Raw genomic sequence first — 23,746 nt, forward strand, 5'->3', positions numbered from 1 at the left:
GGGGGCGGGGGTGGCGCGGCGACGCCGGGGAACGGGGGTCAGCGGAGCGCGCCGGAGACGGGCAGGTCGGCCTCCTCCAGGACCATCAGCTGGGCCGTGCCGGGGTCGACCAGCTCGGCCATGCGCAGTGCCTGCCGCTCGGTCATCTGCTGGAACAGCTGGCGCGCGGTGCGGCCGTTGCCGAACGCCGCGTCCCGCGGGATGGACTCGATGTGCGTCGACAGCGCCTTGCGGGCGCCCTCGCTCAGCTCGTAGCGGTGGCGCTGCGCCTGGTGCTCCACGATGGAGACGACTTCCTGGGAGGTGTAGTCGGCGAACAGCAGGGTGCGGGTGAACCGGGAGGCCAGGCCCGGGTTGGAGGAGATGAAGCGGTTCATGTCGGCGGGGTAGCCGGCCGCGATGACGACGACCTCGTCCCGGTGGTCCTCCATCAGCTTCACCAGCGTCGCGATGGCCTCGTGCCCGAAGTCGTTGCCCACGGCGGCCGGCACCAGCGCGTACGCCTCGTCGATGAAGAGCACCCCGCCCCGCGCCCGCAGGAACGCCTCCGTCGTCTTCGGGCCGGTGTGGCCCACGTACTCGCCGACCAGCGCGGAACGGTCCACCTCCACCAGGTGGCCGTGGCCGAGCAGGCCCAGGGCCTTCAGCAGCCGGCCGTAGAGCCGCGCCACCGTCGTCTTGCCGGTGCCCGGGTTGCCGGCGAACACCAGGTGGCGGCTGAGCGGCGGCGCGGGCAGCCCCGCCTCCTGTCGCATCCGCACGGTCTGCATCAGCTTCACCATGCCGCTGACGTCGCGTTTCACGCCGTCGAGGCCCACCAGCTCGTCGAGTTCGGCCAGCAGGTCGGCGAGCGTCTCGGGCTCGGGCTCCGGCTCGCCCTCCAGGGACGGCTCGGTCCCGCCCGGGGCCGCCGGTACACCGCCCGCGGGTGCGGCCGGAACGCCCGGGGCGGACGGGACCGGAGCCGCGCCGCCCGCGCCGATGAGGTTCGTCGGGAGCACCGGAGCGGTGACGTCCACGGCGACGCACTCCTCGAAGACGGGCGCCGCGCCGTCGCCGAGCCCCACGTCCCGCGCGCAGTCCAGGATCCGGCAGCGGCGCAGCGTCGGACCGGCCCCCGCGCCGACGTGCACGGCGGGGAAACCGCTGCCCGACAGGTCGCAGTCGGTGAGGGTGCCGCCCGAACCGGCGCCGAACAGCACGCCGTTCTTGCCCGCGCCCGACACCCGTACCCCGCGGACCTCCGGCTCGGCGCCGTCGCGGACGACGATGCCGCTGCCCGCGGCGTCGGCCACCGAGCCGCCGTCCATGGTCAGCCGCGCCCCGCCGTCCACCGTGACGCCCGCGCCGCCGGCCGACACCACGTCGACGCGGTCCAGCTCCACGACGGCGCCGGACGCCACCACCACGCCGTCACCGCTCTGCCCGGCCAGCCGTGTTCCCCGTACCTCGCACGGCGCGGTGGAGGTGAGCCGCAGCCCTGCCTCGCCGCCCGTCACGGTCGAGTCGCGCACGCAGAGGCCGCTGTCGCCCGAGGTGTGGATCCCGTCCATCCTTGCGTCCACCAGGGCGCAGGTGTCGACGTCGGCCCGCGCCGACTGTGCCACCGTCAGCAGATGGGCCCCGCCGCCGCGCAGCCTGCTGCCGGTGATCCGGGCCCGGGACTCGCCGCCGAGCCGTACCGCGCCCGCCGCGCAGTCGGCGACGGTGCCGCCGCTCAGCTCCACGGTGGACCGCTCGCCGCCGGTGACGCCCGCGCCGCTCGCGCCCGTGAGGCGGCAGGAGTCCGCGCGCAGGCGCGCCTCACCGGCCGCGACCAGCGCGTCCTCGCCCGCGTCGACGACCCGGCAGTCCCGCAGTTCGACCACTGCCCCGTGCTCCGCGTACACGCCCGCGCGGGCCGGTGTCACGACCCGGCAGTCCTCCAGCAGGGCGACCGAACGGTCCTGGGCCAGCAGGCCGTTGCGGCCCGCGCCCGTCAGGAGGCCGTCGCGGACGAGCAGCCGCGCCGCGCCGCGGGTCCGCACGGAGGAACCGGAGTGGTCGCGGATCCGGAGCCGCTCCGCGGTGAGCGTCGCCGCGTCCGAGAGCACCGCCCCGATGCCCTGGACGGACTCGATCACGGTGTCCTCGGCGTGCGCCCGGGCGTCCCCGCGGACGTGCAGGGCCGCGTGGTGCGCCCCGTGCAGCCGGACGCGCCGGAGCCACAGCACCCCGCCGGAGGTCGGGTCGTCGAGCAGCGGGCCCATGTCCTCGGGCAGCTCGGGGAAGCCGCTCGGCGCCGGGGAGGCCGCGGGTCTGGTCGAGCCGAGCACCTCCACCCGGCCGTGGGCCACCTCGCAGTCCTCCAGCGCCAGCGCGGAGGCCTCCGCCACCCGCAGCAGGACCTGCGTCGGGTCGGCGCCGCGCACCACCAGGCCGCGCAGCGCGCAGTCGGGGGCGGCGACGGTGACCGCGCCGCCGGCGGGCGGCCGCAGCACCACCGAGCCGTGGCCCGATTCGGGGAGGAGGGTGACCCGGCGCCGCAGGTGCAGCTCCTCCTCGTACTCGCCGGGCGCGATCGCCACCACGGCGCCGGACGGGGCGGCGGCGAGCGCGTCGGCGAGGGTGCGGTGGCTGCCCCGGCCGCGGGGGCCGACTCTGATCACCGGTTGCTGGTTCATGTGGTTCCTCCGCCGTCCCCGCCCGTCTCCGCCGGAGCCGCGGGCGCGGGCGCGGTGATACCGAGCCAGTCGCGCACCTGGGCGCCGAAGAAGAACGTGGAGAAGGACTTGTCGATCATCTTGCCGATCGCCGGCATCACGAAGATGTCCATGACGCCCTGCCGGTGGTACCAGCGGCCGGCGATGTTGTTCTGCATCAGGGTGCGGGCCGCGCCGATCGTCGACCCGCCGATGAATCCGCCGAGCGCGCCGGCCCCGCCGTACGCGGCCGCGTCGGCGCCGCTGAGGTACACCGTGTTGCCGTTGGCGTCCTTCACACCGAAGACGGCGGCGGTCGCGGCGCCGCTCGCGAAGGCCCCGACCGCGCCGCTGATCGAGCTGTTGGCGAAGTCGTAGATGCCGGACCGCCAGCGCATCACCTTCTCGTTGCCGGCCCATTCCGACGCCCAGCTGTCGTCGTTGGGGCGGCGGCCGTAGGGGTTGCCCGCGTCGACGTTGGAGAGGCCGTTCTTCCAGGCGCCGCCGCGCCCGGCGATCAGATGTCCGGTGGTGAACACGCCCTTGCTGCCCGCCGAGATGGTCGCGCCGAACGCGGCCTTGGCCACGTCCATCGGCGTGAACGGCTCCCCCGTGGCGGCCGACGCGATGCCGTAGACGGCGAGGTTGAGGACGAAGTCGACGATCCATTCCTGGCCCATCTCGACGGCCAGTTGCTGGAACGCCTTGCTGACGAACGGCGCGTAGGTGGACTCGCCGGCGACCGAGGGGCCGAACTTCCAGCGGTTGGGCTCGCGCAGCATCCGGCTGAAGCCCCGGTACTCGGCGGCGAGTCCGGTGAAGTTCGTCTCCCGTCCGACCGGTGTGTGGACCCAGTCGGGGGTGTAGCGGCCGAGCATCGACTGCCGGCCGAAGGCGTCGGTGCGCCAGACGTATCCCGACAGGGAGCGCTCGTTGAGGAGGGTGGTGCCGTCGTTGGCGTACTGACGCCAGTGCTTGCCCCACTCCTCGCTCTCCAGGTACGTGTTGTCGGTCAGCAGCTTCTTCTCGCGCACCGCCACACCGGTGTCGAACTCCTTCCACACGTGCGCGTCGAAGGCGTCCCCGGGGTTCGCGGTGTACTCGCGTACGCGGAAGGGCTGGTCGGTGAAGAAGGAGCGGACGGCGCCGGTGGTCTGCTTGACCGGGATCACCTGGATGTTCTGTCCCAGGCTGGGGACGCTGTCCTCCCAGCGCGCCCCCGGCTTCCACGCGGTCAGGGCCGTGCTGCCGTCGAACCAGGTGCGGACCCGGTCGCCCTGTCCGGTGCCGAAGTCCTTGATGTTGCCGTGCCGGTCGATCTTGTTCCAGTTCCACACCTCGACGCCGTTCGGGTCCCGCGAGACGCGCCAGGCGTCCACGACGTCGCCGTCGGAGAGGATGCGGTGCTCGCGCACCAGCAGGTCGCCGTCGAAGTCCTGGTACGACTCCTTGTCCCAGCCCCACCGGTCCACGTCCCGGCTCTGCGCGGTGTAGCGGGTGCCGGTGTTGCCGTGGGTGTCGGTCCAGGTGAAGCGGGTGCCGTCGGCGTGGCCGGTCCCCGTGACCCGGACGGTGCCGCCGCCCGGCGTGGGCCAGGTGTCGGAGCGGGACAGGACGAAGCCCTGGTGGTCGAAGCGGGTCCAGTCGCCGGTGCCGGAGTGGACCTGCACGCGGAAGTCCCGGTCGCCGCTGCCGGCAGCGCCGTCGGGCCGCACCGCGGGACGGGGACGGAACTCGACCATGGAGCCGTCGTCCAGGCCGGTGCGCGCCACGTGCCAGCCACCGCCGCCCGAGGTGTACCAGTCCCCGTCCTGCCGGGTGGGGTGGAACTGGTCCTGCCACAGCGTCGTACGGCCGCCGTTGCCCGGTGTCACCTGGAACTCGGTGGCGTCGTAGGTGCGGGTGCCCTGGAGTTTGCCGTCGCCCTCCGACCACGGCAGGTGGTTCGGCTGCGGTGGGACGCCGGCCGCGTGGGCCGCGGTGGTGGGCAGCGCCACGTCGCCGGTCTTCAGCTCGTTGCCGCTGCCCAGCTTGCGCGTCTCGCGGACCACTTCGCCGACGTGCGCCGCGCCCGGGGTGGTGGCGATGTCGGTGACGGTCGAGTCCATCGCGGTGAAGCGGATGCCGCTGACGGGCGCCCCGCCGCCGGCCGGGGTCTGCGTCCACCGGGCGACCTGGAGCCTGCTGTCTCCGGCCAGCCAGGGCGCGGCGTGCTCCAGCTGGTTGGTGCGGTAGTCGAAGGTCATGAAGCGGCGGAAGTTGACGGGCGGGCGCTGCTCGGCGAGGCGGCGCACCTCCAGCGTCGAGCCGTCCGCCAGGTCCTTGCCCGCGCCGGTCTCCTTGGCCTGCGGCGAGTGCGTGACCCAACTGGTCTTCGGCGTGCCGTCGGCGTTCATCTCCAGCTGGAAGTACCGGCGCACGTCGTGCGGACCGGCCTGGAAGCGGCCGAACTTCTCGTGCACGACGAGCGTGCGGCCCGCGTTGTTCGGGTCCGGCATCCGGTCGGTGAAGCCGCGGCCCGGGCCCCAGTCGCGGGTGCCCTGCGCGAGGTGCTGGAAGTCCTCGTCGTAGCGGTGCCAGGTACCGGTGGCCAGGGACTGGGTGGCGGGGTGGTTGTCGAGCGTGCCGAGGACGTGGCCGCCGTCGGGGTTGAGCTGGAAGTGCCGGACCCGGACGTCGAGTCCGCCCACGCTGCGCACGTCGAACCAGCTGCGGCCGCTCTCGCCCCAGTGCCGGGTGCCGTGCCGCACGACCGTGCCGCCCGCGTCGACCTCGGCCCAGGTGCCGCGCTGGCCGGCCCGCGAGAAGTCGCCCGCCTCGCCGGTGCCGTGGAAGGCGTACAGGGTGTGGCCGCCGTGCAGGGGCCGACGCTCGTAGACCTCGTTGCCGGAGTGGCTGACGAGCCGGACGCGGCCGTTGTCCAGGCCCTTGGTCTCGACGGTGCCGCTGCCGAACCACGCGCGGTCGTCGTGCGGCAGGGGCGCGCCGCCCGGGCCCTGCTTCACCAGCCGCCAGGTGCCGGCCGTGCCGTCCGCGGGGTAGGTCAGGTCGTAGTGCCGGCCCGGCTGCGCCGCGCCCTTGTGGAACGGCACGAGCCGCTCGCCGGAGAGCCTGCCGCCCGCCTCGTACGTACGGAACTCGCCGCCGCGCGCGCCGAGTCCGTCGGTGACGCGGAACTCGGTGCCGTGCGCGACGACCTGGACGCCGGGCACCTGCTGGAGGTTGCCGTCCACCACGCGCGGCGGTCCGTCGGTGGTCACCAGGTAGCGGGAGGCGTTCGGGGTGCCGATGCGCACGTCGGAGAGTTGCGCGAGGTCGTAGGTGGTGCCGCGGACGCCGTCGGTGACGTGCGGCCCGAGGCCGTTGCCGTCCGCCGGGCGGATCGTGGCGCGCAGGTCGCCGCCCGCGCCGAAGAGCCGGACGTCCCCGCCGGGCGCGGTGACGCGGAAGCCGCCGCCGTGCAGCGTGTCCACGGTGTGGCCGGCGAGCGGCTGGAGGTGGGTGTCCAGGAGGCGGGGGGCGTTGTTGCCGATGTTCTGCAGGTGCTCGGCGCCGCGGACGCCGTTGCCGTCGGCGAGGCGTACGGCGCCGAGGCCGGCGGTGCCGTCGGCGGCATGGACGGTGACCGTGGTGGCGTCGGTGACGAGCAGTTCGTTGTTCGGCAGCGGCGCCAGGGTGGTGCCCGCCACGGGAGCGCCGTCGGGGCCGCGGAGCGCGTGGGGCCCGGCACCGGTCGGCACCATCGCGAGCCGGTCGTCGCGGCCGAGGCGCACCACCTGGTGCGTCAGGTCGCCGGCCGGGTCCACGAGGACGTGGTGGGCGCCGTCCTGCACGCGGAAGCCGCCCGCCGCGTTCCCCGTCTGCGGCACCACCCGGCCGCCCGCGACGGGCGCCAGCGTCCCGTCGAGCAGCTGCGGTCCGGCCGTGCCCGGCACCGTACCGACCAACCTGCCGTTGAGGCCCGGGACGTGGAGCGCGGTGGCGTCGAAGGAGTGGGCGCCGTTGGCGCCGTGGACGCGTATGTCGCCGCGGGCGTCGGTGACGTGGAAGGTGCCGGTCGGCGTGCGGACGACGCCGTGTCCGGCGACGTCCGTGCCGAGGCCGGTCCTGGGGTGCGGTTCGAGGGTGCCGTCGGCACGGGTGAAGGCGAAGGTGTCGGCGCCCGCGCCGTGCGGGCCGCGGAGGGTGACCACGTGGTGGGTCACGGCGCCCCGGGCGTCGACGGCGATGTGGACCGCGCCGTCCTCGACACGGAAGCCGCCGCCGGTCAGCGCGGTGACGCCCGCGCCGTGCACCGGGGTGGCGTCGGGCCGCACCAGGCCCGTGGGCAGGCCGTCGTCGCCGAAGCGGACGAGGGCGCCGCCGAGCCCTCCGCCGTGGACCGGGAGGCCGGTGAAGAGCGGGTCGCCGCCGCGGACGTCGTGCACCCTGACGGTGGCGTCCGCCTGCGAGAGGTGCAGGGTGTCGCCGTGCCGGACGAGTCCGGTGGCGGGCACGGGGGTGCCGGTGGCGGTGAACGGGTGCGCCACCGGGTGGTGTCCGCCGACCGGTACGTGGGCGAAGAGCTGCTGTCCGCCGGGTCCGGTGAGCGACACCGCGTCGTGGGTGTGGACGCCGCCCGCGTCGACCACGAGGTTCTGGCCGCCGTGCTGGACGCGGTAGCCGCCGCCGTCGAGGGCGGTCACCGAGGCGCCGTCGAACGGCGTGCCGTCGGAGTGGACGAGCGCGGGGACTCCGTGCGGCCCGTCGGCCGGGCGGACGAACGCGCCGCCGAGGCCACCGCCGGTCACGGGGAGCGCCTGGTGGGAGAAGGTGCCGTCGGCTCCGTGGACGTCCACCAGACTGCCGGTCCCGGTGCGGGTGACGTGGTAGACGCCGTGGCCGTCGGCCGGTGCGGTGACCGTGCCGCCGACGGGCGCGCCCATGTCGTCGGTCAGGGTCAGCGGCGCGCCGCCGCCGTGCGCTCCGACGATGTGCAGGTTCGCGGCCTGGGCGGCGGTGCCCTGCAGTCGCAGGCCGTCGTGGGTGGGCAGGCCGGTGGTGGGGCTGTGCGTCTGGAAGCCGTTCGGGGTGGGCACGTGGAGGCCGTTGTCGACCAGGCGGACGGGGCCGCCGCCGAGCGGGAGACCGTCGGCGCCGAGGTGGCGGACGGAGAGCGGCGCGTTGTGCGCGTCGAGCCGCAGCACCACCGTCGAGTCGCCGAAGTGGCCGCCGCGCAGCGCGAACGTCTGCTCGCCGCCGGTGAAGTGGTAGCCGGTGCCGTCGAAGGTGAAGTCGGAGCGGTACGAGCGCACTCCGCGGGTCCACTCGGCGTGCAGCCGGGTCAGGCCGTCCGTGCCCTGCTCCGTCCAGGCCGTGACGGGGTGCCCGGTGGGGGCGCCGGTGACGGTGACCGTCGGCCGCGCCCCGTCCGCCGCGCCGGTCACCTGGAGGCTGACGCCCGTCAGGCCCGGGACGTGCACGGTGAGCGGGGCGGGCGCGGGCAGCGCGGGCACGACGGCGTGCCCGGCCGAGGACCCGAGCCCCGTGAGGCCGCCGGATCCGCCGGGCACCATCTCTATGGAGACCGTTCCCGAACCGCCGGTCACCTGTACGTCGATGACCTCCTCGGTGAGCAGCCGGTGCCCCTGCCCCGCGTCGAGGGCGTAGTCGAGGCGCCGGATGCCGTCGCCGTGCGGGAGGTCGTACTCGAGGCGCAGGATCCGCTGGTCCCCCTGGGTGAAGGAGGACGTGCGCACCTCGGTGGAGCCGTTGCCGCGGACCGTGACGTCGACGAGCCGGCCGTCTCCCGAGGCGGGCGTGACGTCGACGCGCACACCGGGCAGGTGCGGGATGTTGGTGAACGTGTGCTGGAGGTCGTACGAGACCTGGACCATGCCCACCCGGATGTCCTGGTGGAAGAGGGACTTCCCCGCGCCGAACCCGGCCGGGGCGTCCAGCGGGCCCGGGGCGTGCTGGGTGAGGTCGCCCGTCGCGTGCGGGGCGCCGGTGCCGAGGGTGTCCGTGTGCGGTGTGGCGGGCGGTGTCAGCGCCACGTCGTCGCCGCGGAAGAGGGCGTTGAGGCCCGCGAGGGACACGTTGCTGCCGTCGAGGGCGGGCGGCGCGGCCTTGCCGAGCGCGGCGGCGCCCGTCGGCTGGGCCGCCGGGGGTACCTCGACGTGCGTGCCGGACGGGATGCCGGACGTGGCGGGGACCGTCACCGGGGGTGTCGTCTGCGCGACCGTGGCCGGGACGGGCGTCGGCGTGACCGCCGGGATTCCGGCGGCGCCGTGCGCGTCCACCGAGGGCACGTCGACGGTGTGCGCCGCCGAGCCGTTCGTCACCGGCGATGTGTGGAGGCCGGCGGTCTGGCCGCCCGGAGCGTGCAGCTCACCGGCGGGCGTCTTGAGGTCGGCCGCGCCCGGGGCCGCGCCGTTGAACGACGGCGTGTCGAGGTGGCCGACGCCGCCTGCCGTGTTCGCGGCCGGCGGGGTGACGCCCGCGCCGGTCACGCTCGGGGACGCGACATGCCCGACACCGGACGCACCCACCCCGCCGACCGAAGGGACCGACACCGCCGAGGTGTTGACGGCGGGCGGGGTGACAGCCGCGCCCGTGACGCTCGGCGAGGCGATGTGCCCCACACCTGATGAGTTCACCCCACCCACCGAAGGGACGGACACCGACGAGGTGTTGACCGCAGGCGGAGTGACCGCCGCGCCCGTCACGCTCGGCGAGGCGACGTGCCCCACACCGGACGCGCCGACCCCGCCCACCGAAGGAACCGACACCGCCGACGTGTTCACCGCGGGCGGGCTGATCGCCGCGCCCGTCACGCTCGGCGGCGCCAGGTTCGCGATGTTCACCGCCGGTGCCGTCTGGGGCGCGAGGTTCACCGACGGTGCGCCGCCGAGGCCGCTCGTGCTGACGGCGGTGACCGGCGGCACCTGCAACTGGGCCGCGCCCGGCGCGAGATGGGAGAGCGCGGGCATGGAGATCTGCGTCGTGGCCGCGTTGAGGCCACCGGTCGGTACGGTCAGGCTCTCCCGGCCCACCAGGCCCGTCGCGCTCGGCAGGTCCGTGATCTGCGACCCCAGCGAGGGCAGGTCCACGTGGGTGAGGTTCGTCGAACTCATGTGCAACGCCGGGGCGTTCAGCGAGGTGATCGCCGGTGCCACGTTCGGCACGTTCGCCGACAGGCCGCCGGGGACCATGTCGCCCCCGAACGCCACCGAGTGCGCCGGGGTGATCGCGCCGAGCGAGGGCAGCTGCACGCCGCCCGCCACGGCCCCGACGTGCGGCACCGAGCCGAGCCCCGCGACGGCCCCGACCTGCGGCATCGACACCGCCGGGACGCTCACGGCCCCGATGCCCGGAGCGGCCGCCGTGCCCAGCCCCGGCATCGACACCGCCGGGACGCTCACCGCGCCGATGCCCGGCGCCGCCGCCCCCGGCGTGAGACCGGAGACGTTCGGGGCGGCGCCGATGCTCTGCACCGGGCCGAGTGTCGGCAGCGGTACGTTCAGCCCGCCGCCGGACACTCCGAGCGCCCCCACCGAGGGGATGTCGACGATCTTCGTACCGACGGAGGGTGGGGCCAGGTCGAAGGAGACGCCGAACTGCGGCAGCGAACCGAAGTTGACCGCCACCGGCATCGGGATGTCGGCGGCACCGCCGAAGCCCGGCAGGCCCCCGCTCGGCACCAGGTTCATCGACGGCAGGTCCACACCGTGCAGGCCGACTCCGCCGACGTTCACACCGATGTCGGCCGCGGCACGGGTGGGCGGGGTGGCCATGCCGCCCAGGCCGATGTGCGGCAGGCTGGTGAGCGCCGTACCGGGTGTGAAGAGCGTGAACCCCGAGGCCACCCCACCGGAGACCTTGCTGGCCGCCCCGATGAACTCGCCGTTGACGAAGGCGCCGTAGCGGTACATGCCGAAGATGCCGCGGTCGATGAAGCCGATCTTCATCGCCAGCGCCAGGCCGCCGCCCATCTCGTCCGCGGCGACCGGCAGGAAGAGGCGCAGGCCCTTCAGCCCGCTCAGCCCGTTGGCCATGCCGCTGCCGAAGCCCTTGATGCCGTTGATCCCGGTGGCCAGGGCCCGCAGCCCGAAGAAGGACTTCGCGCCCGCCATGTTGATGACCATCAGGTCCACCGCGGCAGGGAAGAACCCGAAGCTCTTGCCGAGCGACGCGGGGTCGAAGCGGATCCCGTTCAGCCCCCGGAGCCCGTTCAGGCCGTTCAGTCCGGGTGAGAAGTGCAGGCCGCCGAAGCCCTTGAGGCCCTTCATCCCGTTCAGCCAGACGCTGGTGGCCTTGAAGGAGTCGTCGATGCCGAGCGTGAGGCGGCCGAAGAGGCCGAGCGCGTTCGGCCCGCCCGTCAGCAGGTTCTTGCCCCCGGCGAAGCCCTTGGTGCCGAGGCCCTTCAGGCCGTCCCAGAGCGTGCCGATCTTCAGGCCCTTGGTGGTGGGCGCGATGACGCCGAGGATCGACATGATCAGGTCGGTCACGCTGGCGTCGCCGTTGGCGAAGTCGACCGCCGTCTTGATCAGCAGCGCCACGTTGAGGGCGATGGCGAACAGCGCCACCGGGCCGCCCACGAGGATCGCCGGGATCACCAGGATCAGCGCCAGCCAGCCGAGCGCCTTCCAGATCTCCTCGCACTCGTCGATGGGCGAGGCGATGGACTCCGCCGCCGTCTCCAGCGCGCTCGCCGCCGTCTGCGCGGCTTGTTCCAGGATGTCCTTCGCGTCGTCCGCGGTGGCCCGGTGCGCGTCGCGGCCCGCGTCGTCGTCCTCGGCGAGCGCCGCCGCCTGCGTCAGCGCGTCGTCGGCCCTGCGCTGCTGCTCGCGCATCACGCCGGCGTAGGTGCGCAGCGCGCTCCTGGCGTCCTCCTGCGCCTGCCGGAACGACGTCACGTACTTGCGCAGGTCATCGTCGATGATCTTCCGCAGCGCGTCGCCGGTCTTGCCGACGAAGGCGCCGCCGCTGGTGTCGCGGACCTCCGTGAGCCCCTTGTCGATGACGTCGGCGAGCGCGACCAGATCGCCCTGCGAGGCGATCACCGCGTCGATGCCCACCGGGTCTCCCGGCGTGGGATCGGCGTCCATGCGGAGGGCGTTCCAGTCTCCGGGGCGGGGCATCGGCCGCTTCCTCCTCGGTCGTCACCGGCATGGTCGCTTCGGTTGGCTGTCCTCACCACGCACGGGGGGCGACGGCGGTTCACCCCGGCGCGAGGAATTTTCGCGAGCCGTGCGCAATCCGTCGGGCGGGAGGGTGAACCGCCGGGCCTCCTGGTGCGTGGACGGGGCGACATGCACCGGTGAGGCTCCGCGAGGGGAAGGCGGCAAGGTGGCGGACTTCTCGATCGACTACTCGCTTCTGCAGCAGGTCCAGCAGAAGATGCACTCCCTGGCCGACCAGGCCGACTCCGGCGGCGCCACGGGCGCGTTCAAGGACCTGGGCGAGGCGGCCGCCTCGGACCGGCGCGGCACGCTCGGCCACGCCGGGCTCTCCACCGCGTTCAACCTCTTCTACCGGCGCTCCTCCAGCCGCACCAAGGACGCCAAGGACGGGCTGAACCAGCTGGCCGACATGTTCGCCTCGGTCGCGAACACCTTCTTCGACGCCGACGCGCAACTCGCCGGTTCGGCGGGGCTCATGGGCCAGAGCATCGGGCTCAGCGACTGGCGCAACGAGAAGGCCGCCCACGACGAGTGGGTCCAGGAGAAGTCCGAGTGGGACGCCTACCTGGAGAAGATCGGCGCCGACGACTACTTCGCGGAACACCCCGACGACTCGATCCGCATGGTGTGCACCGGCCCGGACGCTCCCGGCTTCTGTGCCGCGTGGAAGGCGGACGACGCGGCCGGTACGGCACCGATCAACCCCGGTGAGGAGCCGCCGAAGCCCTCGGAGACCCCGCCCACCTCGTACTCCTACGAGGACAGCAAGGGCAAGGTCGACGTGACGGTCGAACTCGATGACGACAACAACGTCATGAAGGAGACCCAGAAGATCACGAGCACGGACGGCCAGTCGTACACCTCGACCACCGTCTACGACAGCGCGCCGAAGATGGTCGGTCCCGAGGGCGACCAGTTCGACGCCCGCGACTACACCATCACCACGGACTACGCCGACGGCTCCACGACCACCACCAAGGTCGTCATCGACGACGACGGCTCCGGAACGATGACGGAGACCGACGACGACGGCAACACCACCGTCTCCACCCGCAGCGGCCCCGACGCCGACTGGGTGGAAGAGGACGGCGGGGACGACGACTGACCATCCGCACACCCCAACCCCACGGGAACTCACAGGAGAGGTAGGCCCATGCCCGCCAACATCGCCCTCAGCTACCCCGAGATCGAGCGGGTCTCCGGCGTGCTCGACACCAGCGTCGACTCCACGCTGGTGCCGCGCATGACCGAGGCGAAGCAGGAGGTGGAGAACCTCCTCACCAACGGCCTGGTGCTGAGCAAGTCCAGCCCCCAGCTCACCGACCAGTACAACGACTTCAACACCAAGCTCACCGACGCGATGAACGCGATCAAGTCCTTCGCCGACCAGTTCCGTCAGATCAAGACGAGCTTCGAGTCGATGGACGCGGACATCGCCGAGAAGGTCGCCAGCAGCAGCAAGTAGGCCGCGACCACCACCGCACCACCCCGCCGCCCACCCCACAGCAGGACGGAGACAGAGCAGCATGGCGAACACCGACATCTACGCCGATTACGACCAGGTGGCGACGACCGCCTCCACGATGAGCCACAAGCTCGCCGACATCTCGCACGAGCTGGCCAACCTGGAGACGACCGTCTCCGGCCTTCTCCAGGACGGCCTGGTCCTGGAGAAGGCCAGCAAGGCGCTCCAGGACTCCTACGACAACTTCAGCCGCCAGCTGAAGGAGTCCTCGCAGGGCATCCAGTCCTTCGCCGACACCTTCTCGAAGATCGCCGAAGGCCTGCAGCAGGCGGACACCGACATCACGACCTCGGTGCAGAACGCCGGCAAGTGACCGCAGGCGAAGGGGCCGGCACCCCGGTCAGGGGTGCCGGCCCCTTCGCCCGTCCCGGCCGGGGCGGGCCCGTCAGTCGCCCAGCGTGGTGAGCGGCACCTGGACCGCGACCGCTCCCCCGGAGTCGCCGGCCGTCCAGCCCCGGCCCACCGGGAGCGCCATCCGGACCTGCTCCGCGGAGAGCCGTACGCCGATCAGATCGCCCTCGCCGATGCTCTTCGGGCCGAGCAGCACCCCCTGACGCGCCCGGCGTGCCACGCCCACCCAGCCCAGCGTCGACATCGACTCGGGCAGCCCGGACAGCAGCAGTCCGAGGCCCCGGTCGCGGCCCGAACTGGCCACCTCGCGCAGCACCTTGTCGGCCGCGCAGTTGAGCATCAGGTCCGCGTCGTCCACCACGACCACCGCGGGCCGGTCCCTGACCTCCTTCAGCGCGGCGCTCACGGCGTCCGCCGACGGGTCGGGATCGGGCAGCACGTTGACCAGGTCGTGGTCGGCGAGGCCCCGCAGCGGCGAGGACCGCGGCGTGAGGATGATCAGCGCCGTGCCGGAGAGCAGCAGCGACACGCTCATCGCCAGCAGCGTGGTGGACCGCCCGGTCCGCGGCGGGCCCGCCACCACGAACGAGCCGCCGCCCTCGGCGAAGTCCACGAGCAGCGGCTCCGCCTCGTCGCCGCCGACGCCGAGCAGGGCGCGCAGCGGCTTCCGGCGTGCCTCGGGCACCGCGCCCATCGCCGACTGGAAGGTGACGCCGCCGGGCAGCGCCGCCACCCGGAACGGGCGCCGCGCGGTCGGCACCGCCCGGTCGCGCTCGGTCGCCGCCTTGCCGATCGTCCGCAGCGCCGAGGCCTGGTCGACGTCGGCCGCCGACTCGCCCTCGCCGGGTGCGCCGAGCAGGGCCACCTGGGTCTCGACACCGCTGGGTGCGTGCCAGCCGCGGCCCGGCGGCACGTGGGTGGGCGCCTGGTTGCGGGGCATGCCCGCCATGTTGTAGTCGCTCGGGTCGGCCTGGCGGAGCAGCAGCCTGCGGTCGTTGTGCGCCGCGAGGCGGCCGCCCAGCAGCAGCCGCTCGGAGGTGGCGATCACGTGGATGCCGGCGGCGGCGCCCTCCCGCAGCAACCGCACCACCTCGTCGTGGAGGCGGCCGCCGTCGTAGTCGTCGAGCATGCCGCTGAGGGCGTCCCAGCCGTCGATCATCAGCAGCAGGTGCGCCGGACGCCGGTCGGCCGGTACCCGCCGCCGCACCTCGGTGATGTTCGCGCACCCCTCCTGGGCGATGAGACGCTGACGGGCCGTCAGCTGGGCGCCGAGGCGCCCGATGAGGCGCTCCAGGCGCTCCGCGTCGTGCCGGGAGACCACCGCGCCGCAGTGCGGAAGCGTCTCCAGTGCCGAGAGTCCGCCACCGGCCGCGTCGATGCCGTAGAGGTGCAGGTCGGCGCTGGAGAGCACGTTCGCCGCGGAACCGGCGACGGTGCGCAGCATCTGGGTGCGGCCCGAGCGCGGTGAGCCGATGACGTAGAGGTGCCCGAACGTGGCGAAGTCGATGGCGCCCAGGCGGCGTTCCTGCGACGCGGGCAGGTCGAGCAGACCGTAGGGGACCAACGGCAGGTCGCCGCCCGGCTCCTCGGAAGGCGGCAGCTCGTCCAGGGACAGCCGGTCCTCCAGGGACGGGAGCCACGGGCTGGGCTGCTGCTCGAAGTCGTCCAGCCGGCCGGTCGCCTCGACGGCGGCGTCGACCAATGCCCGCAGGTCGGTGGGGCGTTCCTCGGTGACGAACTGCTCCTCGCCCGTGCCCTCCTCGTCCTCGCGCGGCGGACGTCCGAGGCGGCCCCAGCTCAGCTCGGTGCCGCGCACGGTGAGCGAGCGTTCGACGTCGGCCTCGCCGTCCTCCGCGCCGGGGCGCTCGGCGCCCACCCACGCGGTCTGGAACGGCGTCGGCGCTCCCGCTCCCCTGCGCAGCAGGGCGCGGCCCGGGGTGTGGGCCGAGATGCCGGCGGCATCGGGGGCGTTGATGATGTCCTGGCTCTCCGAACGGTCGGTGACCCGCAGCGCGATCCGGAGGTTGGTGTTGGCCCTGATCTCGTTCGACACCGATCCGCTGGGCCGCTGGGTGGCGAGCACCAGGTGGATGCCGAGGGAGCGGCCGCGCTGCGCGAGGCTCACCAGGCCGGGGATGAAGTCGGGCAGCTCGCGCACCAGCGTCGCGAACTCGTCGATGACCAGCAGCAGCCGGGGCAGCGGGGCGAGCTGCGGATCGCGGGCGCGCTTGGCCCGGTACTCCGGGTGGTCCTTCGCCCCGACCTGTGCCAGCAGCCGCTCGCGGCGCTTGAGTTCGGCGTCCAGCGACGACAGCGCGCGCCGGACCAGGTGGCCGTCCAGGTCGGTGATCATGCCGAGGGCGTGCGGCAGTTCCGCGCACTCCCGGAAGGCGCTGCCGCCCTTGTAGTCGACGAGGACGAAGGCCAGTTCGTCCGGGCGGTTGGCCGCGGCCAGCGAGGCGATCATCGTCTGGAGCAGCTCGGACTTGCCCGAGCCGGTCGTCCCGCCGATCAGCACGTGCGGACCGTCGCGGACCAGGTCGACGCGGAGCGCCCCCTCGTAGCCGCTGCCCAGCGTGAACGTGGTCGACGAGGGGTGGCGGGCCCAGGCGCGCAGCAGCCGGGTGGCCTCCGGCGGCTCCAGGTCGAGGAGCGGCAGCAGGCGCACGCCGTCGGGAAGCCCGGAGTCGCTGTCGAGGGTCACGTCGCGGACCGGGGAGAGCGCGCGGGCCACTTCTTCGCACCACGCGGTGTCCACCAGGTCGGCGCGGACGTCGGTGACCGAGGGCACCCCCGAGGCGCGGACACTGAGACGGCTGCCGGAGGTGGTGACGACGACGTGGCACTCCTCGGGCAGCAGTCGCTCCCGCTCGTCCAGGCAGAGGCTGAAGATCCGCACCTGCGGTCCCTGGGTGAGGACCTGCACCACGCCCGGCACGTCCCGCAGTCGGCGCGCGCCGTCCATCACGACCAGCACGTCGGGCTCGCGGGCCAGCGCGTCGGCGAGCGGTGAGGCCGCCGCCGCGAGCCGTGCCTGGACGTCGCCGACCAGCTCGCTGACGCGGTGCGCGGTGGACTCCGGGTCGCTGCCGAGCGCGATGACGGCGGCCTCGGTGCGCGCGGGCCGCAGATGGGGCAGCCAGCGGACCCAGTCCCAGTCCGCCGCGTGCGCGTCCGTGGTGAGTACGACGATGCGCAGGTCACGGGGGCTGTGCAGGGCTGCCGCCTGGGCGACGGCCCAGCGTGCGACGGTGCGCGGGGTGCCCGAGCCGCCGCTGACGCCGACCACGCCGAAGTCCGCGAGTTCGACGCCGAACGGCACGTCGGCGAGGCGCCAGTGCACCTCGCGGTGGTTGGTGTCGCGGGCCTGGTCGTGGATGCGCTTGAGGGAGGGCCGGGTGACGGTGCCGAGGCGCAGGGTCAGCCAGTCCGGGTCGCGCCGCCTGCGCTGCCACAGCCGGTGGCCCGGGCCGACCGCCGTCAGGAGGATCCCGGCGGGGTCGGGGAAGGTCTCCCCGCGCACCTCGCGCTCGTCGACGGTGGAGCGGCGCATCTCCCGCTCCAGCGCGGCCCGGCGGAAGCGGAACACCCGCAGCGCGTCTGCCTGTTGACGGCGTCCGGTGCGGCGGCCGATGACCCAGTTGCCGACCGCCATGACCGGCGTGAAGAAGATGAAGATGACGAAGTAGAAGGACCGGAACAGGCTCATCATGACCAGGCCCATGACCAGGGGCATCATCATCATGAGGAGCGGGAACGGCCGCGGCCCCTGCTTGCCGGGCGGGCCCGGCATCGTCAGGGACTCCTGGTCCAGGTGGGGCGCGATGCGCGGCGGGCGGTTGTACTCGACGCCCACGCCGTCCGGTGCCGGGTTGACGGCGGCGTCCGGCTCGAACGGCGTGCCCAGGCGCAGCAGATGGTCACCGAGGGAGAGGTCGGCGTAGGCGGGCCACTGCGTCGAGTCGTCGCTCGGCGGCGGGAGTTGGGAGACCGGGAGGAGATCCGGTTCCTTCGGAAGCCCGTCGGGTCCCGCGGGCGCGGGCTCGTCGGTGTGGCCGCCGGGGCCGCCGTCCTGCCGGCCGGCGGGTTCCTCCGCGGTGAGCGGCGTGCCCGTTTCGGGATCGACGGGCGGGGGCGGCGTGAGGCTGCGCAGCCCGCAGGTGTCCGGGTCGGCGTCCTTCGGGAGGCGGAAGGCGGCGGAGCCGTCGGTGGCGACGGTGATCCACACGCCCTTCTCCGGAGCGTCGCCGCCGAAGAGCCGCAGCGCGCATCCGCGGTCGGTGCCGATCTCGTGGCTGCCGGGGCCGAGCCGCCACACCCGGCCGGCGCCGGGGCCGCCGACGTGGCGGACCTCGGCGATGACCGGTTCGGCGTCCGGCGGTTCCCAGGACCGGGTGGCGCTGGGGACGGCCACGGGCGCGCCGGCGCCCAGGACGGAGCCGTCGCGCACGCCGCTGCCCGCGAGGGGCGCCTCGCGGATCAGGCGCCGTTCGCCGAGGTAGAGGGATTCGGCGCCGAGCGCCTCACCGAGGTCGCCGACGGTCGCGCCGTCGGGCACGTCCAGCATGTGGTCCGCGCGTCCGCCGGTCGGGTCGGCGGTGGTGACTATGAGTTTCACATCGGTCCAACGGGGTCGCGGTCGGGTGGGGAAGCACAGCGGGGCCCGGGCCGGGTGTCAGCGGCCCGGGCTGTGCCGCGGCGGAGAAGCCGAGTGCACCGGTGCGGGTGCCGGGAGCGGGGCCTGGCGCGCGGCGCCCGCCTCCTGGGGCGCGGGGACACCGGCGGGCGCCTCCCACGGCGGGGGCACGCTCGCGCCGGGCTCCGCCGTCCAGGCCGCCGCGGGCTCCTCCTCGAACAGGTCGGTGCTCTGCCGCTCGGGCGAGGGCGAGCCCATCGGCGCGGGCGGCAGGACGGCGGGCAGCCGCCACAGCACCTTCGGCAGCGCCCGGCCCAGCGCCTTGGCCCGCACCAGCAGCGGTGTGCCGGTCAGCAGGACCTGGCCGTGGCGGTCGGTGAGCAGTGTCCGGGTGTGGCCGCGCCCGGCGCCCAGCAGCACGACGCGGCACGGCGGGCGGGGTGAGGCGAGGCCGGCGGGCAGCGGGTCGGGCAGTTCGGTGGCGATCAGGAAGGGCGGGATGTTGAGCCGCGGCAGCGCCTCCTCCGCCGTGCGGTAGGCCTCCCGCACCGGTGGGCCGTCGAAGTCGCGGTGGACGCCTTCGGCGACGACCACGAGCGAGGCGGGCAGCCGGGCGTCGAGCTGTGCGGCGATGGCCTGCAGCAGCGGCGACGCGGCCTGCGGATGGCCCTCGATGCAGAGCGAGGCAGGACCGGTCGCCGCGTCCAGGAACGCCGCCTGCGTGTCGGTGGCGCCCAGCGCGATCAGCAGCGGGGGCACGGCGTCGGCCTCCGGTGTCACCAGGGGCAGTTCGTCGCGGCTCGCCCGCCATTCTCCGGCCGTGTCCGTGACCTCGTGCCAGCAGCCCGTGGGGTCCGGCACGTCCCGTCCGGCGAGCAGCACCCTGACCGAATCCGTCCCCACCAGGACGGCGTAGGGACGGGCCGGTGCGGCGGCGAGGCGGGCCGCGGTCAGGGCGCGTTCGGCGTCCCGCCACGTCACCGGGTCGCCCAGCAGGCGGCGCAGCAGCGCGCGGTCCCGGCGGTGGACGAGCCAGGTCCGGACCGGTGCCACGAAAGCGTAGGCGGTCACGGCGACTTCGCGCCGGGCCCGGTGCCACGCGCGCCGCCAGCCGCCCAGGCGCCGGGCGACGATCCGCAGCAGCAGGAAGATCAGCAGCAGCACCCCGGCCACGCCGAGCCAGCGGTAGATCGTGTCCTGGTGCGCGCGGAAGAACGCGAAGGGGTCGACGTTCCTCACGCGGCCATGACCTCCCGCCGCAGGGCCCGCAGCGCGTAGTGGGTACGGGACTTGACGGTGCCCTTCGGCACGCCGAGGGCCCGTGCGGTGTCCTCGCCCGACTCGTCGCCGAGGTGCACCCGGGCCAGTACCTCGCGGTGTTCGAGCGAGAGCCGCGCCATGGCCTGGGCGATGACGTGACGGTTGACCACGTTGTCAGCGATGTCCGTGCCTGCGGGGCGGGTGAGCAGCGGTTCGGGCACGGCCCCCACCGGTATGCAGCGCTCGCGGCGGTGGGCGTCGACGGCGAGGTTGCGCGCGACGGTGAACAGCCATGCCTGGCGGTGCTCGTCGTCCTGGTGGGTGCAGCGGTCCCAGGACAGCCAGGCCCGCAGCATGGTCTCCTGCACGATGTCCTCGGCCCGGTGGGCGTCGCCCGAGGTGAGCCGCAGCACGTAGCGCAGCAGCCGCGCGCGGTGGGGCTCGGCGGGCGGTACGCCGGTGGACGAGGCGGGCCCGGCGGACGGGTGCGCCGGCGTTCTTCGGGGCGCGACGGTGGCCTCGCGCAGGGATGAGGAGGTCCGAGCGGTGCGCATGCTTGCTCCTGAACGGCTCATGGGTGGGGGATTAGTGCCTCACGCAGACCGGTGCGGGAAGGGCCTGCGGTGAGGCACTCGGCCATCCTAGGAATAGCCGACTGCCTAAAACCTCAGAAGATGCGCAGATTTTACAAGTCGGCTTCACCGAGGCCCCTTTGGGGCCTTCGATGATGCTTCCTACGAGGTCGGAGCGGTCCGGAAAAGCCCGGAATTCATCAGCAGTTCGCTTTGGAGGGCGAGGGCGGACGGCCTTGGAATTCCGATGGAGAAGGGGCGCTGTAATAGCGTCATGACGCTCGGTAACCGCATGATCACGCTCTCTGCCCATTCAATTCGGCGCACCGGGGTGGGGCATCGTGCCCGAATTCGGGGATAGGCGGCGCGCAGATGTCCGTTCGGGCACGGCGCCGATTTCGGCCGTTCGTCGTCGCGCGCACAAGGCCGAGGCCCGACGAGCAGGGTGCTCGTCGGGCCTCGGGGAGGGGCGGAGTGCTGTCACCACGCTCCGGGTGCGGGCGGGGCGACGACCGGGGGACGGTCGTCGCAGGTGATGGTGTTGGGGAGTTCCCAGGGGGCGAGCCAGGGGCCGGTGGTGCCGCCGCCGTCGTTGCCTCCGAGGTCCTTGACGGAGAACTCCGAGCCGGTCGAGGGGAAGTTGAAGGAGCCGCAGTTGTTGATCCCGACGGCGCCGACGTTGCGGGCGTCGACGTTCTCGAAGGAGGCGGAGCCGGCCGCGCGGGCGCTGAGCACCGAGGTGCCGGTGCCGTCCACGCGGATGTCCTTGAAGTGGACGCCCTCGATCTTGTACTTGTCCTTCACCGGGAAGTCGGAGACGAACATCACCGCGTTGTAGGTGTTGTCCAGGAAGTGGTCGCCGGTGACCCGGATGTCCGCGTCGATGTCCTTCTCCAGCGCGTAGAACCAGATGGCGCCGAGCCCGATCCGCCAGTTCAGTTCGAACGTGCCTGCGCGCACAGTGGTGTTATCGGTGATGTCCAGCCGTCCGGTGAACGGTTCGGCACCGAAGCGGGAGCCGACCTGGATGGCGCTGCCCTCCCTGATCGGGTCGGCGATCAGGTTGCCGGTGACGGTGTTGTCCGTGCCGCCGTAGATCGCGATGCCGTTGGCGAGGACGGGGGTCTGGACGGTGTTGCGGGCGAAGGTGTTGCGCGCGTTGCCGGTCTTCTCGGACCACATGGCGAGCGCGTCGTCGCCCGTGTTGCGCACGAAGTTGTCGGAGACCGTGGAATCGGTCACGCCCGTGTGGAAGTTGAGCCCGTCCGCGATCTGGTCGACGATCACGTTGCCGGTGACGCGCAGCCCGTGCATCGGGCCGTCGAACCACAGGCCGACCTTGGTGTGGTGCAGGTACAGGCCCGAGACGGTGGAGTCGTTGAGCGCGCCGCCCACGGCGTTCACCTGGTCGGTGTCGATCCGTTCGCGCACGTCTCCCTCGACGGCGAAGCCCGACAGGTGGACGTCGCTGCTGCCGCCGTCCGCCGCGTCCTTGCCGTAGAAGCCGACCCCGGTGTGCACCGAGCCGTCCGGCGCCGGGGTGCTCAGGGCGACCTCACGGCCCTTGAAGACCGTGTACCAGCTGCCCGCGCCGACGATCGTCACGTCGTCCACGACGATGTGCCGGTCGACCTTGTACGTGCCCGGCGGGACGTACACCTTCAGGTGCTTGCGCTGGGCGAAGGCGATGGCCTTGTCCAGGGCGTCGGCGGAGTCGCGGCGGCCCAGCGGATCGGCGCCGAAGGCCAGCACGTTCGCGGCGACGGGCACGACGCGCGGCGGGGCCACGAGTTCCGAGTCGAGCAGGTCGATCACGGTCCAGGCGGCCGGGGTGCGGGCGGGCACGCTCAGGCGCACCGTGTCGCCCGCGTGGTAGGTCCGGCCCAGCTTCAGCCGCTGCTCGTCGTAGAAGTGGCTCGGCCGGAACGGCTTGTCGACGGCCGGGGCGGGCGTGGTCGCGCTCGGCACGCACTGGCACTCGGTGATCCACCAGTCGGGGTGGAGCAGGTCCGCCTGCGGGTCGTTGCTGAACGGGTACTGGTTGTAGAGCCACGAGTACTGCGAGGTGAGGGTCATCGAGGCGCGCCGCGCACCGTTCACCGAGACGTCCAGCGGTGCGGTGATGCCGCCCCCGCCCGCGGAGTCCGGGATGCTGTAGCGGACCGTGACGGCGTTGGCGGTGCGCGGCAGGGTGAAGTCGACGTACTGGCCCGGCCGGAGTTTGACGGCGCTGCGTCCCGACGCCTCGGACGGGAGGGTGTACGCGGTGCGGTCGGGGCCGATGACCGTGCCGTTCGTCGAGGCGTTCTCCGCCTCCTGTTCGGCGAAGGGCACGTCGGCGCCGCGGCCCGCGACGAGTGCGGGGTCGAGGCCCGCGCGGGTCACGACGGGCCGGGCGTCGCTGCTCGGCCGGGCCACGGCGTCGGTGCCGACCAGCGTGAGGCCGAGGGAGGCCGACACCGCGACGAGCACGGTGGCGATCCTGGCGGGTCTTCGCGGCGGGACGTCGAGCCGTCCCGCGGCCGCGCGGGTGCTGTACCACGACATCAGTTCCTCGTTTCTCTCACGGGTGCGGTGACAGTAGGGCGGCCGTGGCCGCTCCCACAAGAGAAGAGCGAAGAGTTTTCGTCGCCGAATCAGCAATCTACGTACTTCTGTTGAGATTTTGCGCGGATGGAGGGTGCTCGGGCGGCAGTTCCACGGTGGAGACGACCCGGGTGAGCGACGGCCCGCGCGGCACGGACCCGAATCCGAAGCGGACGGGAGGGTCCACCGCGCGCAGCGGCCCGAGGCCTGCGCCGTCCCATGTCGCGTCGACGGCGGTGACCCGGTGGTGGTCGAGCGCCGCGTACCACTCGCGCCGCCCTCCCCCGGCGCTGCCGCGCGTCCGGACGCCGGACATCAGCCACCGGGCGGGCAGGTCGCACGCGGCCGCCCAGGCCGGCTCGACGGCGACCCGGCGCGGGACGGTGCGCAGCACGTGGCCGAGGAGGTCCCGGCGCCCCGGCGTGAGGGTCAGCCGCAGCGGCCCGGCGGTCACCCGCCACGCGGTGGCCGACGGCGTGACCGTCACGGGGCAGTGGGTGACGGTGTCGAAGGTGTAGGTGGACGCCACGAAGTCGGCGACCCGAGGGGTGGGGGCGAGCAACTCGCGCTGTCCGTCGGGGTGTTCGGCCATCACGTCGGCGAACGCGCCCCAGGGCGACCGAGGCCAGTACCCGACGACCAGGCGGGTGCCGGAGGCCGTGCCGACGCCCGCGATCCAGCCGTCGAAGCGCAGCCGGCGGCCCCTGCGGGTCGCCGCACTCACAGGCGGGGGCGCTTCACCGCGACGGCGAGCTCGACGGCCTGGCCCGTGCCGTAGCTGGGCGCGATCGTGCTGAACGCCTCCCAGCCCTCGGCTCCGAGATCGTTGAGGTCCTGCTCGATCTGCTCGTAGTCGAAGCCCTTCATCCTCAGCTTGTACTTCAGCACCTTGTACTCCCAGGAGGCCATGCGTCCCAGCTCCTTTCAGGTCGTGACTCATCTGCCCTACCCGGCTGTGGCGCTCCGGCGGC

The 23,746-nt window shown here is 73.5% G+C and carries 11 protein-coding genes; 3 read left to right on the forward strand and 8 right to left on the reverse strand.

Annotation, left to right across the window (positions count from 1 at the left end):
• Positions 1–38 precede the first annotated feature (38 nt).
• Positions 39–2,663: a right-handed parallel beta-helix repeat-containing protein gene (locus ABT127_RS21495; protein WP_351452307.1), complete on the reverse strand. Its 2,625-nt coding sequence runs from the start codon at positions 2,661–2,663 to the stop codon at positions 39–41.
• Positions 2,660–11,803, reverse strand: coding sequence for a hypothetical protein (locus ABT127_RS21500; RefSeq protein ID WP_351452309.1), 9,144 nt, complete (start codon positions 11,801–11,803; stop codon positions 2,660–2,662). The genes ABT127_RS21495 and ABT127_RS21500 overlap by 4 nt, the downstream gene beginning before the upstream one ends.
• A gap of 208 nt (positions 11,804–12,011) precedes the next feature.
• Here ABT127_RS21500 and ABT127_RS21505 point away from each other — a divergent pair, with 208 nt between their 5' ends.
• The 3 genes from ABT127_RS21505 (at position 12,012) to ABT127_RS21515 (ending at position 13,683) form a co-directional block, all read left to right on the forward strand.
• The gene (locus tag ABT127_RS21505; RefSeq protein ID WP_351452311.1) at positions 12,012–12,950 is read left to right on the forward strand and encodes a serine/arginine repetitive matrix protein 2; all 939 of its coding nucleotides are present in this window, start codon (positions 12,012–12,014) and stop codon (positions 12,948–12,950) included.
• 48 nt (positions 12,951–12,998) lie between these two features.
• Complete coding sequence (locus ABT127_RS21510) at positions 12,999–13,310, forward strand: hypothetical protein (protein WP_351452313.1); 312 nt, start codon at positions 12,999–13,001, stop codon at positions 13,308–13,310.
• Positions 13,311–13,371: 61 nt separating this feature from the next.
• A complete protein-coding gene (locus ABT127_RS21515) occupies positions 13,372–13,683 on the forward strand; it encodes a WXG100 family type VII secretion target (protein ID WP_351452315.1) in 312 nt (103 codons plus the stop codon).
• Positions 13,684–13,755: 72 nt separating this feature from the next.
• On the opposite strand, the gene ABT127_RS21520 is transcribed toward ABT127_RS21515, so the two are convergent.
• The 6 genes from ABT127_RS21520 to ABT127_RS21545 form a co-directional block, all read right to left on the reverse strand.
• Positions 13,756–18,339, reverse strand: coding sequence for an FtsK/SpoIIIE domain-containing protein (locus tag ABT127_RS21520; protein WP_351452318.1), 4,584 nt, complete (start codon positions 18,337–18,339; stop codon positions 13,756–13,758).
• Between the two features lie 57 nt (positions 18,340–18,396).
• Positions 18,397–19,596, reverse strand: coding sequence for a hypothetical protein (locus ABT127_RS21525; RefSeq protein ID WP_351452320.1), 1,200 nt, complete (start codon positions 19,594–19,596; stop codon positions 18,397–18,399).
• On the reverse strand, positions 19,593–20,171 hold the full coding sequence (locus ABT127_RS21530; RefSeq protein ID WP_351452322.1) for a sigma-70 family RNA polymerase sigma factor: 579 nt from the start codon (positions 20,169–20,171) through the stop codon (positions 19,593–19,595). The genes ABT127_RS21525 and ABT127_RS21530 overlap by 4 nt, the downstream gene beginning before the upstream one ends.
• A 498-nt stretch (positions 20,172–20,669) precedes the next feature.
• Positions 20,670–22,736, reverse strand: a complete 2,067-nt coding sequence (locus tag ABT127_RS21535) for a glycosyl hydrolase family 28-related protein (RefSeq protein ID WP_351452325.1) — start codon at positions 22,734–22,736, stop codon at positions 20,670–20,672.
• A 97-nt stretch (positions 22,737–22,833) separates the two neighbouring features.
• Complete coding sequence (locus ABT127_RS21540) at positions 22,834–23,499, reverse strand: hypothetical protein (RefSeq protein ID WP_351452327.1); 666 nt, start codon at positions 23,497–23,499, stop codon at positions 22,834–22,836.
• Positions 23,496–23,684, reverse strand: coding sequence for a DUF4177 domain-containing protein (locus ABT127_RS21545; protein WP_351452329.1), 189 nt, complete (start codon positions 23,682–23,684; stop codon positions 23,496–23,498). The genes ABT127_RS21540 and ABT127_RS21545 overlap by 4 nt, the downstream gene beginning before the upstream one ends.
• Between the last annotated feature and the right edge of the window lie 62 nt (positions 23,685–23,746).

The organism is Streptomyces sp. NPDC001904 (assembly GCF_040297005.1).
Classification (GTDB): Bacteria; Actinomycetota; Actinomycetes; order Streptomycetales; family Streptomycetaceae; genus Streptomyces.